Source organism: Kastovskya adunca (genome assembly GCF_059505785.1).
The window spans coordinates 76,475-91,291 of the sequence record NZ_JCACLG010000004.1; the positions used below are offsets into that span (position 1 = coordinate 76,475).

A 14,817-nucleotide genomic window follows, 5' to 3' on the forward strand; every position below is an offset into this window, starting at 1 on the left:
ATGGGGTTTAACAATTAAGGGTTTGGCTAGTGTAAACAGTTATAAATTGCAATCATAACAAGATTTGCCCAGAAGCTAAATTTACTTCCTTTCAAGTATTGCTAGCGCATGTCACATTGTTCTAGCCTTGCCGCCAGCGAGGCACAGATTAGATCCCACTTGCCCATGCTCACATCCCCTACGCCTCCCGCCGGGAGATGACCAGGGGGAGCTGTATCGGCGTCAAAGGTAAGCTCGCAGTAGGTGAGCCACTTGCCGTTGACACGCCAGCCGACCTGTTCGCCAAAACGACACCAGGTAGCATAATCAATTTTTGAGCCTCCCCCAAGACTATCCCAGATGCGCTTTTTAGGGACATAACCAAAACGTCCGTTGCTGTAATGCGTCCACATATTTTCAACGGTATTGAGCACTTCACAAGGAAAGGTTCTAAAGTCTTCGACTCTGAGCCAGTTTTCTTCGACGCGATCGCATACTTGCAATAAAATTAGGCGAGTTTCCCTATCAGCCTCTTGCCATTGCTTGGCAGCGAGCAGCGCCTGGAGTGGGCGGTAACCTACTTTTACGGCGGAACTTAAATGAGCATCAGTAAGAGCAGCATTCAAGTCTGGCGCTACGGAGACAACCTCTTCGGTCGGAGCAGACTTGAGAACCTCCATCACCTCGGCAGCCGATTGATAGCGGTCTTTGGGAAAATGCTCTACAAGTTTGTCTAATACGCCTGCCAGAGTTGGATTGACGGTTATCCCCACAGGTAAGTGTTCTTGCCAGAACCAGCGACCTGACATCGGATCGTAAATGCCATCAGAGCCATCTTGCTTAGGAAAACGATTCGTCAACAGACAAATGCACGTCACTCCCAAGCTATACAAATCGCTGGCGGGGTAAGCCTTCCCCAGCATTTGCTCCATTGGGGTATAGCCTGCGGTGCCAACCATCGTCCCCGCTGTACTCATAGCGGTTACAGTTGATTGCTTAGAAACACCAAAATCAATCAACATTAATTTGCCATCACCGCGACGGCGCATGATGTTGTCGGGTTTGATGTCCCGGTGAATTACACCTCGGTCGTGGATAAACTGCAAAACTGGCAGCAGGTTATCCAAATCCGAGCGAATCTTTTTTTCGCTGAAAGCTCCTGCCATCGCCAATTCTTGCCGTAAATTCTGCCCATCGATCCATTCTTGAACCAGATACAATTGCTTGTTTTGTTCAAAATGAGCGAGTAAACGGGGAATTTGGGGATGCTCTCCTAGCTCAAACAGTCTGAGTGCCTCTTGGTTAAACAATCTTATGGCTGTTTGTAAGGTGACGGGAGCCGACTGAATGTCTGGGGAGGGCGAAAATTGTTTGACCACGCAAAGGGCGTTTAAGCAGTCCGTATCCTCGGCTAGGTAGGTTCTGCCAAATCCACCACTGCCAAGGGGTTTGATTACTCGATAGCGATTTTTTAGCAGCAGTGGAGTACCGCAAGCTTGGCAGAAGATGTTGTTACTAGGATTTTGAGGCTCGCGACAACGAGTGTTGAGGCAGTAAATCATACCTTTGGAGGATGCGGGAGGAAGGATTAAATATATCTTAAATCTTGCCTAAATCAGTCGCTGATAATTTGTTACTAAAGGCGGAGAAAGGGTGAAGATGAAGTCCTGAGTCCTGAGTTCTGAGTCCTGAGTGGGAAGAAAGTATGTTCGGCGAAGCCGTTGCCGGAGGCTAGGGTGAAGTATGAAGTATGAAGGATAAAGTATGAAAGATGAAGTATGAAAGATGAAGGGTAAGAGGTTCTCCCCTGCACCCCTGCACCCCTGCACCCCTGCACCCCTGCATCCCTGCACCCCTGCTCCCCCGCTCCCCCGCTCCCCTGCCCCCCATCTCCTCATCTTCCCATTTCCCCATCACCCGACGAGGGGTAGTCTATAAGGGAAGATTTACGGGTTGCAACTCGGAACGTTTAGGATTCAGGACAACAACTGTGGCTTTTAAAATCGGTTTATTAGGATTGGGAACGGTTGGTACGGGAACGGCGGAGATTTTGCTTGACCCCCAGGGGCGTCACCCGCTGCTGAAGGAAATAGAAATTCATCGGGTAGGTGTGCGATCGCTAGATAAACCCAGAGCTGTTACCCTCCCCTCAGAGCTGATTACAACAGACTTAGAGGCAATTGTTACTGACCCCGCTATTGATGTTGTGGTGGAGGTAATGGGGGGATTGGAGCCAGCGCGATCGCTAATTCTTAAAGCGATCGCCCACGGTAAGCACATTGTCACAGCAAATAAGGCAGTAATCGCCCGCTTTGGGGATGAGATTTTTACGGCGGCAAATGAAGCCGGAGTTTACGTGATGCTAGAGGCGGCGGTAGGCGGCGGTATCCCTGTCATTCAGCCCTTGAAGCAGTCCCTAGGAGTTAACAAAATTAGTGCCGTTACGGGCATTGTCAATGGCACCACCAACTACATCCTTACCCGGATGCAAACTGAGGGCGGTGAGTTTGCAGACATCCTCGCAGACGCGCAAAAGCTCGGTTACGCAGAAGCTGATCCCACCGCCGATGTAGATGGGTTGGACGCCGCAGATAAAATTGCGATTCTTGCCTCCCTTGCCTTTGGCGGACGCATTAACTTGCAAGAGGTGCATTGCGAAGGCATTCGTCAGGTGAGTGCCGCTGAGATTGCCTATGCGGAAAAACTGGGGTTTGTCATTAAGTTGTTGGCGATCGCCAAACGGCTAGGAAATGAAGCCGCAGGGCAACAACAAACCCCTGACACTCCTCAGGACTCAGCACACTCTTCCCCATCGCCAATTTCGGTGAGAGTCCATCCCACCCTTGTTCCCCTCACTCATCCTCTTGCTAGCATTAGCGGTGTCTACAACGCCATCTTGGTAGAAGGCGAACCCATTGGACAGGTAATGTTTTTTGGCCCCGGTGCGGGAAGTGGCCCCACGGCTAGCGCTGTCGTCTCAGATATTTTGAATATTATTGGCGTGCTCAAAACCAGTAGTGATAGCCAAAAGATGCATCCTTTGCTCAGTTGCTCCCATCAGCACTACTGTACTGTCGCACCGATAGCTGAGCTGGTCAGCCGATTTTACGCTCGCTTCCTCACCAAAGACCGTCCTGGCGTTATTGGCAGTTTAGGTACCTGCTTTGGCAAACATAACGTCAGCCTAGAATCTGTGGTTCAGACTGGTTTCCAAGGCGGTTTAGCCGAAATTGTCGTTGTCACCCATGATGTTCGGGAAGGGAACTTTAAGCAGGCTTTGGATGAGATTCGGGCGCTTGAGGCAGTAGACAGTATTCCGAGCATCTTACGCGTATTGTAAAAAATACAGCGATTTTTAGAGGAATACACTACATTCATTCATCAGTAGGGGTCAGGCACTGTGCCCAGTCTCTCAGCACAATCTGTAGTCCAAAAAGTGTGAAAAACACTGCAAGTAATCAAGAGAAAGCCATGTGTGTAGTCATACAAAGGGAGGCAAATTATGGGTATTAAAAAGTCTTTAGCTCTTAGCCTTTTCTGGCTAATCGTCCCCATCGGCACTCCCCTTACCCTGTCTCAAACTCCCAACCCTCAAGAAACTAACACCGAGACTCGATATATCTTCGGGGCACCAGCGACAACTGAAGCTATCTGCCTACCACCTGTCCTCTCGCGACTGACACGCCATCGCGTAGCGGCGGGAGAAACCCTGGAGAGTGTTGCCAGTCGCTACAATCTTGTCCCCGCTACCTTGGTTAGCGTCAATCCTGGCTTACGAGGAGGCAAACTGCCCGTTGGCAAGGAAATTCTCATTCCTCCCTTCAATGGCACCCGTGTGGAAACTCCTTCAGGTGCAAGCTGGCAGGACGTTGCAGCCGCCTATGGTGTGGGAGCGGATGTTTTATTTGAGATCAATGGTTGTCAACGCCAGCCGAAGTTAGTTTTTATTCCTAGCGCTAAACCTTCCTCAGGAGGGGGTCAGATGGTGGATACTTACACCGGATTTCCGGGTTATCCGTTACCGACTGAGGTAGCAGTGGGACTAGGTTATGGCTGGAACGGCAATCCGGAAACGGAGCAAGCAAGCTTCCATGGCGGTATTGATTTACTGGCAGATCCGGGAACCTCTGTACTTTCAGTTGCTGTTGGGACGGTGGCTTTTGCAGATCAACAAGGGGATTATGGCAATTTGGTGGTGATTAACCATGCTGGCGGACGCCAAACCCGCTACGCTCATCTGAACCGTGTGAGTGTTACCCTCGGTCAGCAGGTTCAGCAAGGCACGGTTTTAGGGACTGTCGGTTCCACAGGAAACCCCAGCATAGACCAACCCCATCTACATTTTGAAGTCCGCTACAACTCGCCCCAAGGGTGGGTTGCCCAAGATCCAGTACTACACATCAAAGCAAGACCAACTGCTCAAAGGTGATTCAGTTGCTTAGTTACTTAATGTGCGATCGCGCCTTTCAAATTGGCACCGATACTACTCAGCGATCGCTATTTGGATTGAAGTATGTATTAAGCTAATCTCGCAAAAAAAATCGACTGCTCACTGGACTATAAGCGATCGCCTATAATGCTCACACGCACTTATAGAGCATAAGCCTTTATGTCTCAGAAAAATGAGTTGATTCCCCTGTTGATTTCTCTGATTATTACCATTCTTTTGATTGGGGCTGGGTTAGGGTGGCTAGCAAAGTATTCAGAGGTGAGTGGGTGGGATTCATTTATTAGCAATCAAGATGGTGATAGCTCCCAGGAGAAAGACCAAGAAATCTCCGAGCGCTTCAGTACAGGGGAAAAAATTCTGATTCCGGGAGCAGCTTCAGCTAATAAGCAATCAGGCGTGGCAGCCTTGGCGCAGGGAAATTACGAGCAAGCGATCGCTTCCTTAGAAGCCGCCCGAAAAGGCAACCGCAACGATCCAGAAACTTTAATTTATCTTAATAATGCTCGTGTTGGTAAACAAAAATCTTACACAATTGCCGCCGTAGTACCAATTAATGGGTCTAATCCGAACAATGCCCTAGAAATGTTACGGGGATTTGCCCAGGCACAAGATGAAGTCAATCAATCTGGCGGAATTAATGGAGTGCCACTCAAGCTGTTGCTTGTCGATGATAGCGATAATGTAGAAATTGCAAAAAAAATTGCCTCTAGATTAGGTGAAAATAATCAAGTTTTAGCGGTTACAGGTCATTGGACTAGTGATGTCAGCTTGGCAGCAGCATCCGTCTATGATGCGGAAAAACTTGTATATATTGCACCAGTCAGTACTACTGTTAAACTTTCTAAGTTTAGTCCTTATGTTTTTCGGACAACTATTAATAACTACACGGGTGGTAGAGCGTTAGCTGATTACATGCTAAGGAAGCTAAAACGCCAAAAAGTAGCAGTTTTCTTCCTTCCTGAAGTGACTTATAGTCAGGAACTTAAGTCAGAATTCGCTACGGCTGTTTCCTTAGGAGGAGGGGACGTTGTTGCCGAGTTTGACTTGTCTAACCCTAGTTTTAGCGCGGCTCAAAGCGTTAAACAAGCAATAGAACGAGGAGCAGAAGTGCTAATGCTCGCGACTAACAACGCGGCTGTAGATAAAGCATTGCAGGTTGTTCAAGTTAATAATAAACGCTTAGTTGTTCTGGGAGATTTAGCAAACTTGTACACCAGCAAGACTCTAGAAGTTGGTGGGGAGGCAGGTGTTGGGATGGTAATGGCTGTTCCTTGGCATATTGAGGGTAATCCGCAAGCTAAATTTCCGCTTCAGTCTAGACAGCTTTGGGGCGCTGACGTGAACGGGGTGACAGCGATGTCCTATGATGCGGTACAGGCGATCGCTGCCGCCTTGAAGCGCAATCCTACCCGCTCTGGAATACAACAGGCGCTTTCTGCTTCAGACTTTTCTGCCAACGGAAGTGCTAGAACTCTGCGGTTTTTGTCTTCAGGTGAGGTGAATGCGCCTGTGCAAATCGTGAAAATTAGTCCCGCTAATCCCTCTCGCTCCGGTACTGGTTACGATTTCGTTCCAGAATCGTCAAATTGAAATTGCTCCAGTTGTAGTCATAAGTTATCGGGATTTTCTCCTAACTCCCTCAACCGCGCTGCTAACCGTTCTGCCCGTTGCTGTTGGGCTTCGGCCCGTTGGCGTTCCGTCTCGGCCCGTTGCTGTTGGGCTTCGGCGCGTTGGCGTTCCGCTTCTGCCCGTTGGCGTTCCGTCTCGGCGCGTTGCTGTTGGGCTTCGGCGCGTTGGCGTTCTGCTTCGGCCCGTTGGCGTTCCGCTTCCTCTGGTAATAAAACTAAATTGCCCTCTGGGTCAAAAAATCTCAACCAGAGTGCGGTTTCTCGGTCTATCGTTCCTTCCCAAATTCCCAGCCAAAATCCTAACGTTTCGCACCACAACGATCCTTGCTCGTTGGGGACTAATGGTTGATAGCGGAAATTAGCATCCAACCGCCATCCTTGCAACGAATCGGGGTTGAAGGGGTCGAAGACAAAATAGTCTCGCGTTCTAAAAACCCCTTCGTAAATCTCCTTTTTTACTCCCGTATCTGTACTGGCAGTTGAAGGTGACATGAGTTCAACAATCGCATCCGGATAGCGTCCATCTTCATCCCACACCACCCAACCTTGGCGAGGGCGCGTTCCATCCACGTTTAACGCAACAAAAAAATCTGGCCCTTTGAAATCCCGATTTCGTGCCTGGGTACGACTGTAGTAGACAAACATGTTGCCTCCTGCAAAATAGTCGTCTCGCTCTGCCCAGGCTTGCTGCAACGAGCGGATCAAGAGGTTCATGGCGATGCGATGGCGATTGCTTTCCAAGGGTTCTCCGTCATCGAAGATTAGATCACTAGGTGGCGGAGGCGGCACCCAGTCGGGAGTATCGGCTGTCTGGTAAATTGTTTCTGGAGTGGCATCAACTGACATATCCTAAGTCCTCCGCGATCGCACATTTCCCAGCATATCTTTTGTGCCTGCGTACTGTAATTGAAACAGAGCGCTTGTACTGCCAGCCTCAATGCCATTCCAAATATCGCTCACTCATTATTTGACTAACTATATGAGGGTAGGCACTGTGTCCCACCCTCCTAACCAATGACTTAACCTGTAACTCTAGCTACTGGTTGCTGTTGTACGTCTTTGACTGGTTCATCTTCAGGCATACCAAGGATATTTTTGTACATCTTTTCATACTCTTTAGCCGATGTCTCCCAGCTAAAGTCCGTTCTCATACCGCGTTGCTGTAGCTTCTGCCATTCATCTTTAAAGCGAAAAGCCTCGGAAGCCCGCACCATACAGGTGTAAAAATCTAACGCTTCGTAGCGGTCGAAGCAGTAGCCAGTACCAGCATTGTTAACCGGATCATTGTGGATGACGGTATCGACTAAACCGCCAGTTCGCCGCACGATGGGAACACTGCCGTAGCGCATGGCAAGCATTTGACTGATGCCACAGGGTTCAAACCGTGAAGGCATAAGGAAGGCATCACTACCTGCATAAAAGCGTCTAGAAAGAGCATCGTTGTAGAGCAATTGAGCTGACATCCGACCCGGATAACGGGATGCCATCTGCCACAGTTGGGTTTCGTAGTAGCGATCGCCTGTTCCCAACAAAATAAACTGACTATCGGTATAGGCCAAGAAGCGATCGAGAACTTGAAGCAGCAAGTCAACGCCTTTTTGATCCACCAATCGCGATACCATCGCCAAGAGGAAGGTATTGGAATTGACTTGTAATCCTAATTCTTCTTGTAGAGCAATTTTGTTAGCACGGCGTTTTGCCAGGGTATCGGCAGTGAAGTTTTGCTGGATATATTTATCAGTCTCTGGATTGTAGATTTCTGTATCAATACCATTAACAATCCCTACCGTCTTTTCACTAATAAAAGACAGCAAACCCTCTAAAGTTTCACCGTATTCCACCGTTTGGATTTGCTGGGCATAGGTAGGAGAAACCGTATTCACCCGGTCAGCAAACTGCACAGCCGCCGCCAGCGTATTGTGTCCCTGCATATACCAGGGGCACCAAGTCATCTGTTCCAGTTTCCAGCGCCACGGGCCTTGATAAGCAAGGTTGTGAATAGTAAATACTGTACTAATGTCGGACGATTGGTGCATCCACACCGGAATCATCCCGCTATGCCAGTCATGGCAATGAATAATATCCGGCTTCCAGTAGTTCCAGGAAAACTCGGCGGCACCATTAGCAAACAAGGTAAATCGCCAATCTTCATCGGGGCCACCATAAACAGAACGACCGGAGAAAGAGAGGTGCCCAAACAGGTACAACGGCACATCAGTTCCCGGTAAAACTGTCTCATAGACAGCGAAATGCTGAAACATGGCATCTCCCCACCAAATCGGTTCGTAGGGGATTTCCATCTTGTCTGACAAGAAACCGTAGTAGGGCATGAAAATCCGCACGTCATGCCCCATCTTTCTCAAAACTTTGGGTAACGACCCCACAACATCACCCATACCACCCACTTTGGCAAGGGGAGCTACTTCTGCCGCAACAAAGAGAATTCGCATATTAATTTTTGTGTCCGTTTAGATATCACTTAGTAATAGTACCTAAAGGAATGCCTCACTGTACGCGCCCGAAGTGAAATTAGCCACTCAGTACAGGCAACAAAAGCAGAGGTTTTAGCGCTCCGTCTGGCTCTCAATCTACATTCAACATTAGAGCGAGACAGTACTCACCTTAGGTGGGGGCATTAGATTCAAAAGTATTCAATGATACTTAGACAAAAAACGAAATCTCTAACTTTAGCAATCTAATATCAATAACGCACCGGGAATACAGCTCCAAACCGTCCTCCATTAATACTCAGATCAGAGAAAAATTTATGAGCAATTGACAAAACTATCCCGATGTGGTGAATGAAGTTGTGGAAGAGGCAGTAGATAAGGTTTTCTAAATTACGCTGAAATCAATTATTTATCAAAGGAGAAATTTTATGATTTTGCCACTTCTTGCTTTTTCAACTATCTTTTTGCTTCTTACAAATGGCACACTAAATTCCGAAAGGGAAACGCCTGAGGAACAATTACAAGAGGATCTGGAAAAATACCTTTCAAAACGTGGAAAACGCCGCAAAAATCGATAGTTTTGGCGAATTGTTTCGGAAAATTATTTAAAAAGAAGCGATATTCCAAAAGGATGGAGAAGCGGTGTAAGGTGATTCACTTCTTGCACCTGAAGTTTCGATCCTCGTGCATCCTGGCAAGAGATGTGTGTGCACCGTCGATTTATGGGGGAAGCCATTTTTTAGTTCTAGTTCCCCCTAATGGTGCAACTGAGATGATCTACTTCTCCATCCTTTTGTTTTTGATGATTTGAGAAACTAGGAGTTAGGGATTCTTGAGACTTTCTCGGCAAAGTCTTCACCGCGCTCAATTTGAGCAAAGATTTCTTCGAGAATCTCTTGCGCTCCCTGTTGCCGCATCCGTAGGGCAAGTTCCTTGCCGATTTGTTCTGCATCGCTGGCAGAACCCCTGATGCTATCTTTGACAGATCTCTTGCCATCCACACTGATAACGATACCGGTTAAGGTGAGTGTATCGCCTTCAATTGTGGTGTTAACGCCAATTGGCACCTGGCAACCACCTTCTAGCTGGCGCAAAAATGCCCGTTCAGCATTGCATCTTTGGGCAGTGGGAAGGTGTTCGATTGCTTTGAGCAGTTCTAAAACTTCTGTATCCCCAGCACGGCATTCAATCCCTAGTGCCCCTTGTCCGACAGCATGGAGAGAGACTTCAGGGGGGATAACTTGATGGACGCGATCGCCCATTCCCAGACGCTCCAATCCGGCAACTGCCAGAATAATCGCATCGTACTCCCCATCATCCAGTTTTTTCAAACGGGTGTTTAGGTTGCCCCGAATATCTTTAAAGGTTAGGTGAGGGAAATGGTGCCGGAGTTGAGCCAAGCGGCGCAGGGAAGAAGTCCCCACAATTGCCCCTTCTGGCAGCGTCTCAAGTTGCTTATCTTTGTGCTGTTCATGCACAACAAGGGCGTCAGCGGGATTTTCCCGCTCGGTAACGATTCCCAGTACTAACCCTTCGGGTAAGTTAGTCGGTAAATCCTTCAAGGAATGAACCGCCAAATCAATCTGTTGATTGATCATGCTCAGTTCTAGTTCCTTTGTAAACAGTCCTTTATCACCAATTTTAGATAAAGCGACATCGAGAATCTTGTCGCCTTGCGTACTCATGGTGTGGACTTCAAACTCCCGATCGGGAAAGTGTTTTTGCAGTTGTTCCTGTACCCAATAAGTCTGCACTAGAGCGAGCTGGCTTTTGCGGGAACCAATACGGATTGTGCGAGGAGGGCTAGAAACCGTTGATGAAGCGTTAGGGGACATATCACAGCAGCTTAAAAAGAGCGGATTAAAGTGGCTTTATCTAGACTATCGCAGTCAGTGACTCCCATAGCCCGACGCAACGGATTGCAATAGTTCTTCTCGGTTTCACGTTGGCGATCGCAAGCGGGTGAGATTTTCTTCGCCGTAAATATTAATAGAAATTCAGTTTTTACTTGTTTATCTGGCATTCTGCCGCAGAATCGATTGGTTAATGCCGAATGCTTTGTGTTAATCAAAACCTAAAGTTTTGCCGCAAGTTTACTTACAATGAGGCAGTTCTTGTGTTTCCTCCCTAGTCTGCCTCGTATCCCCCTATCTCCCCTGCTATTTGACGCCATGAACCTATCTTTTCTCCCTTTCCCCTCATCACCAGATCAAGAATGCAGGTATTTAATCGGGAAAACCTTTCCTAATCTTCTAGCTTCCGTTGTTCTCGGCACCGTCGCGACTCTTAGTTTAGGTTCTTCCTCGGCAACTGCTGCCCTGTTGGTAGGCAATACAAGAGGTGATAACGTTGTACTCTTTGACGATCGCACGGGAGACTTTTTGGGCGAGTTTATTCCTTCAGGTAGCGGTGGGTTACTCTCTCCCGATGACTTAAACTTTGGCCCTGATGGTAACTTGTACGTCACCAGTGGCAACACTCCTGAGACTTCCGCTGTCCTGCGCTACGACGGGAAAACAGGCGCATTCATCGACGTGTTTGCCTCTGGTAACGGCTTATTTCGTCCCTACGGGGCAGCATTTGGAGCCGATGGCAATCTCTACGTCAGTAGTTTTCTCAGCGACCAGATCCTACGCTACGACGGGAAAACAGGCGCATTCATCGACGTGTTCGCCTCTGGTAATGGGCAACCCGGTAGCTTAAATGGGCCGAATGATTTGTTATTTGGTGCTGATGGTAGCCTCTACGTCACCACTCAAGGGAGTGTGGCGGTGAATGGTGAGCCTGACTTTAGCAGGGGTTTGCCCAGTCAAGTGCTGCGTTTTGATATGACAACGCGAACCTCGACGGTATTTGTCGATCAGCCAACTCCCTCACCAGACAGTTTTGGCTTTGTCAGTTTCCTGGGGCTGGCTTTGGGAGCCAATGGTGATTTGTTTGTTAGTGACTTCGCTAACGATATCCAACGCTACAACTTAGCGACAGGAACATTGATTGATTCTTTGTCTGCCAACTACACAGGTACAGTTCCCAGTAACAATTTCATTGGTAATTTAACCTTCGGACTTGACAACACTCTTTATACTGTCGGCTTTGACTTGACGAACAATAATTTTGGGGCAATTTTGCGTTATGACGGTGTGACGAGAGAGGCTTTGCCTGCTCCAGGTAATGAGGGTGCTGTCTTTGTGGCTACTACCCCTCAATTGCTGCGTCCTGTCGGCATCACGTTTACCTCCCAACCCCTTGCCTCTGTCCCTGAACCAACGGCGACAGTGGGGTTGCTAACCTTCGGCACTTTCTTTATGGCTTCACGTTGGAAGCGTCAACGTAACTAAGGCTGAAGAGTAAGAGTACTGCGTGCGATCGCCAATCCTAATTAAGTGTGGCACTGTCTCTACCTACATGCCTAGGCGGTGTTTGCACTGATCGCCCTTTGCAAAAACCCTCACGCTCTTAGCTGCCTCTCCCGTAATCATCAATAAAACTCTATGAAGAGCATCAAAACTATTGATTCAATATGAGAGCGATTTTTTTCGGGGGAGATAGAGCAGGCGATACGGTAAGATGGCTCAAGGTCTGATTCTTCTTTCCCTGTCATTTATCATTTGTTTGCAACATTGCCGAAAATAGCTGTTGTGCCAAAGCCCAAGGTATATCTCAACGATAGATGTTGTGGAGCCTAGGTTGAGGACAGTTTGCTGAAAAGGGTCTGACTCGGCAATGTTTCAACAAGAAGGGAATGAGTATAAATATTTAGGCAATTTGGCTCGCTTTCTGTCCATCTCTCCCGAAAAAAATCGCTCTCCTAGTAACCGCACCTTCTAAACGCTCTATACCCAATTGTTCAAAGACAGCAGCGCGGAATGAGGGGTCATCAAGAGGAGCAGTTCCCAAGCTAATTAGAGGATCAGGAGAAGTTCATTGGCCCAGACCTATGGGTCGCGCGGCTGTTGAAGATCGACGACGCAGACCTTGACATAGCCGCCGAGTTGGTCTGCCGGGCCAGGGGCTCATCGGCAGACCGCAACCCGTCTGGGATCAGCCGCCCATCAGCGCCTGGGCGATGCCGACGAAGAGCGGTATTCCCAAGGCGATCGCAACCGGCGTGCCGATGGCTGTGGACGCGCCTATGTAGGCGGAGGGATTGGCCGACGGGATACCGGCTCGTAAAGTGGGCGGCCCTGAGATGTCTGAACTGGAGGCGGCAATGACGGCCAGGAGCGCGACGCCGCCAGGACTGAACCCCGTGGCGTAGTGGGCAATCATGCCGAGACCGAAGGCGATAAACCCATGCAGCAGCGGACCCACGAAGGCATATACGGCGTACCACTGAGCTACCTTGCGCAGCTCGTTAATCCTTGACCAAGCCTCCATACCCATTACCAGCATCAGTATCGAAAGCAGACCGCGGAAGAGGGGTTCGTAGAAGCTTTCAACGACACTTTCCGGCCGGGTTAGGATGCCTAGAGCGAGGCCGAGCAGCAGTGCCGATAGGGCAGAGCCCTCGAGGCTTTCCTTCACGATGGGCCATATTTTGACCCGCTCGCGCTGCTGGTCGGGATACCCGCTTGCGGTAATGCGCTGCCGGCTGAGATACTCCTGCCTGCTGGTGGGATACTTTTGCTTGGTGGGATACTCGCCTGCGGCAACCGACTGCTTGCTGAGAGACTCCTCCTTGCTGAGAGACTCCTCCTTGCTGAGAGACTCCTCCTTGCCGAGAGACTTTTGCTTGCTGGTATAAATGCTGGCCAAGACGATCGCAGTCACGAGCGCGGGGATGTCCATGAAGGGATAGAGTGCGCCGGCCCAAGGTTCGTATGCGATGCCTTGCGAGTCCAGTACCGTTATGCCGGCGGCGAGGGTAGAGCCACTCACTGCACCGAACAAGCCCCCGGTCGCAAGGGCATCCACTGTTCTAATGCCCGGCAGCTTGGCTAACGTGTAGCTTGCGATGAACACAATAAGGATCCCCATTACCACGGCGAACAGCGCAGGCAACAGCATCTCCGTCAGATTGGAATTGCGGATCGCAATGCCGCCCAACAGGCCGACTTTGATGAGCAGCATGAAGACGATGAACTTATAGATCGCATCTGGAATTTGCAGCTTGCTACCGAGGGCGGCAATGACTATACCACCGATCAGAAAGCCGAGCGTTGGGGACTGCAACTGCGCCCCGAATTTCGTCAAGAAGTCGGAAAAGAAATCCACGTTGTAATTCCTCTTTAATCAGATTTTAGGGGTCAGGACGGCAGGCAAGCGTAGCCTCAAATCCTGGGTGGCTGGCTCCACGCATCCGGGTGAGCAGCGAGTCAACCTGCCACTAAGAATGCATCTGCATCCCGGTGCGTCGTGTGCTGGAAGATAAGGTTTAGCTCCGGCGATCGCAAATGATCGCGCTAATCAGTGGTGATTCATTGGCAATGGCTTGTTGCGGCCATAGTTCACCAGTAATTGGTTCGTAAAATCCGAGCGATGCATCTGGGAAAGCGTTTTCGGGTAACCACTCAGGTGGGGAGCGCTCATTCATCATTAGCAGCAACGGACAATGGTGCATATTCGGGGAATGCATCGACTGAGCGCCCAGATTAGCCCGGTTGATGATGTCGGCATAGGTCAACACCGGACGACCTGAAGAATCTATCACCAAGTGATTAAAGGTAAAACAATTCAGGTTAAACGCCATCGTACTCACCCCCAAAGCCGCAAACCAGATGCAGACTGGAAGATAGATCCGGCTACGGAAGCCCCTGCGGTGTACAGAAAGTTCCGACGAGTCATGCGAGAGAAATTTGCCATGAATACCTCCTCCGCCTCCTCTAACGAGGAGTGATTATTGTGATAAGTGATCTTTAAAAACTTGAAGAAAGTATGGATGAAGCGCTTCATCCCTTCAGCACAGGTGTTACGCGAATACACATCGACAGGGTGTTCAGAGGTGGTCGCTCTCTGAACGGGGCTGGAAGGTGTCGCTGTCCCGCAGCAACTCCTATATATCAAGATCTATTAAGACCCGAATTTCTATGTGTTTAAGTCTATCCTTAAATCCGCACAAATTTGCGATCAATTTATATGGATCTGCTAAATAATATCAAATTCAAATCATAAGCTTTCCTTGTATTTTCAGAAAACCCGTATATCCCTGGTCAACGTAAATAGTAATCATAGAATTTCCTCTATACGCTGTTGTTATTAAGAAAGGCTTTCTATGACTGCACTTCCCAAATTGTGTTGGATGGTAAATTGAAGTTTGATTACTCTACCAGTGGACGGTACTGCAAACGGCAGAACCCTCGTCCTAGTGCCC

General features: G+C 48.9%; 13 protein-coding genes. 6 read left to right on the forward strand and 7 right to left on the reverse strand.

Features of this window, described 5'->3' with window-relative positions; genetic code table 11:
• Positions 1-101: 101 nt before the first annotated feature.
• Entirely contained in the window at positions 102-1,541 is a 1,440-nt protein-coding gene (locus tag AC5JR3_RS01410; protein WP_495842295.1) for a protein kinase domain-containing protein, read from the reverse strand.
• Between the two features lie 428 nt (positions 1,542-1,969).
• Between AC5JR3_RS01410 and AC5JR3_RS01415 the strand changes: the two genes are divergently transcribed.
• From AC5JR3_RS01415 to AC5JR3_RS01425, 3 genes are all read left to right on the forward strand, one after another.
• Complete coding sequence (locus tag AC5JR3_RS01415) at positions 1,970-3,319, forward strand: homoserine dehydrogenase (protein ID WP_495842297.1); 1,350 nt, start codon at positions 1,970-1,972, stop codon at positions 3,317-3,319.
• 162 nt (positions 3,320-3,481) lie between these two features.
• Positions 3,482-4,408, forward strand: coding sequence for a peptidoglycan DD-metalloendopeptidase family protein (locus tag AC5JR3_RS01420; protein WP_495842299.1), 927 nt, complete (start codon positions 3,482-3,484; stop codon positions 4,406-4,408).
• A 180-nt stretch (positions 4,409-4,588) separates the two neighbouring features.
• Positions 4,589-6,019, forward strand: coding sequence for an ABC transporter substrate-binding protein (locus AC5JR3_RS01425; protein WP_495842301.1), 1,431 nt, complete (start codon positions 4,589-4,591; stop codon positions 6,017-6,019).
• A gap of 17 nt (positions 6,020-6,036) precedes the next feature.
• Here the strand turns inward: AC5JR3_RS01425 and AC5JR3_RS01430 are convergent, their stop codons facing one another.
• Both AC5JR3_RS01430 and glgA read right to left on the reverse strand, forming a co-directional pair.
• A complete protein-coding gene (locus AC5JR3_RS01430; RefSeq protein ID WP_495842303.1) occupies positions 6,037-6,903 on the reverse strand; it encodes a Uma2 family endonuclease in 867 nt (288 codons plus the stop codon).
• 173 nt (positions 6,904-7,076) lie between these two features.
• Entirely contained in the window at positions 7,077-8,507 is a 1,431-nt protein-coding gene (gene glgA, locus AC5JR3_RS01435; RefSeq protein WP_495842305.1) for a glycogen synthase GlgA, read from the reverse strand.
• Positions 8,508-8,935: 428 nt separating this feature from the next.
• On the opposite strand from glgA, the gene AC5JR3_RS01440 reads away from it, so the two are divergent.
• A complete protein-coding gene (locus AC5JR3_RS01440) occupies positions 8,936-9,085 on the forward strand; it encodes a hypothetical protein (RefSeq protein ID WP_495842307.1) in 150 nt (49 codons plus the stop codon).
• A 237-nt stretch (positions 9,086-9,322) separates the two neighbouring features.
• Here AC5JR3_RS01440 and hemC read toward each other — a convergent pair whose 3' ends face one another.
• Together hemC and AC5JR3_RS01450 are read right to left on the reverse strand one after the other, a co-directional pair.
• Positions 9,323-10,342 (reverse strand): hydroxymethylbilane synthase, encoded by a 1,020-nt coding sequence (hemC, locus tag AC5JR3_RS01445; RefSeq protein WP_495842309.1) that lies wholly within the window; start codon positions 10,340-10,342, stop codon positions 9,323-9,325.
• A gap of 11 nt (positions 10,343-10,353) precedes the next feature.
• Positions 10,354-10,530 (reverse strand): hypothetical protein, encoded by a 177-nt coding sequence (locus AC5JR3_RS01450; protein WP_495842310.1) that lies wholly within the window; start codon positions 10,528-10,530, stop codon positions 10,354-10,356.
• A gap of 79 nt (positions 10,531-10,609) precedes the next feature.
• On the opposite strand from AC5JR3_RS01450, the gene AC5JR3_RS01455 reads away from it, so the two are divergent.
• Complete coding sequence (locus tag AC5JR3_RS01455; RefSeq protein ID WP_495842312.1) at positions 10,610-11,845, forward strand: Vgb family protein; 1,236 nt, start codon at positions 10,610-10,612, stop codon at positions 11,843-11,845.
• A gap of 703 nt (positions 11,846-12,548) precedes the next feature.
• On the opposite strand, the gene AC5JR3_RS01460 is transcribed toward AC5JR3_RS01455, so the two are convergent.
• Positions 12,549-13,721, reverse strand: a complete 1,173-nt coding sequence (locus tag AC5JR3_RS01460) for a sodium-dependent bicarbonate transport family permease (RefSeq protein ID WP_495842314.1) — start codon at positions 13,719-13,721, stop codon at positions 12,549-12,551.
• 160 nt (positions 13,722-13,881) lie between these two features.
• Complete coding sequence (locus AC5JR3_RS01465; protein ID WP_495842316.1) at positions 13,882-14,157, reverse strand: hypothetical protein; 276 nt, start codon at positions 14,155-14,157, stop codon at positions 13,882-13,884.
• Between the two features lie 3 nt (positions 14,158-14,160).
• On the opposite strand from AC5JR3_RS01465, the gene AC5JR3_RS01470 reads away from it, so the two are divergent.
• Positions 14,161-14,343 (forward strand): hypothetical protein, encoded by a 183-nt coding sequence (locus AC5JR3_RS01470; RefSeq protein WP_495842317.1) that lies wholly within the window; start codon positions 14,161-14,163, stop codon positions 14,341-14,343.
• Positions 14,344-14,817 lie beyond the last annotated feature (474 nt).

Bases quoted from the DNA above. Each gene is read 5' to 3' on its own strand.
- AC5JR3_RS01410 (WP_495842295.1), bottom strand. From the start codon at position 1,541: ATGATTTACTGCCTCAACACTCGTTGTCGCGAGCCTCAAAATCCTAGT.
- AC5JR3_RS01420 (WP_495842299.1), top strand. From the start codon at position 3,482: ATGGGTATTAAAAAGTCTTTAGCTCTTAGCCTTTTCTGGCTAATCGTC.
- AC5JR3_RS01425 (WP_495842301.1), top strand. From the start codon at position 4,589: ATGTCTCAGAAAAATGAGTTGATTCCCCTGTTGATTTCTCTGATTATT.
- AC5JR3_RS01430 (WP_495842303.1), bottom strand. From the start codon at position 6,903: ATGTCAGTTGATGCCACTCCAGAAACAATTTACCAGACAGCCGATACT.
- glgA (WP_495842305.1), bottom strand. From the start codon at position 8,507: ATGCGAATTCTCTTTGTTGCGGCAGAAGTAGCTCCCCTTGCCAAAGTG.
- AC5JR3_RS01440 (WP_495842307.1), top strand. From the start codon at position 8,936: ATGATTTTGCCACTTCTTGCTTTTTCAACTATCTTTTTGCTTCTTACA.
- hemC (WP_495842309.1), bottom strand. From the start codon at position 10,342: ATGTCCCCTAACGCTTCATCAACGGTTTCTAGCCCTCCTCGCACAATC.
- AC5JR3_RS01450 (WP_495842310.1), bottom strand. From the start codon at position 10,530: ATGCCAGATAAACAAGTAAAAACTGAATTTCTATTAATATTTACGGCG.
- AC5JR3_RS01455 (WP_495842312.1), top strand. From the start codon at position 10,610: ATGAGGCAGTTCTTGTGTTTCCTCCCTAGTCTGCCTCGTATCCCCCTA.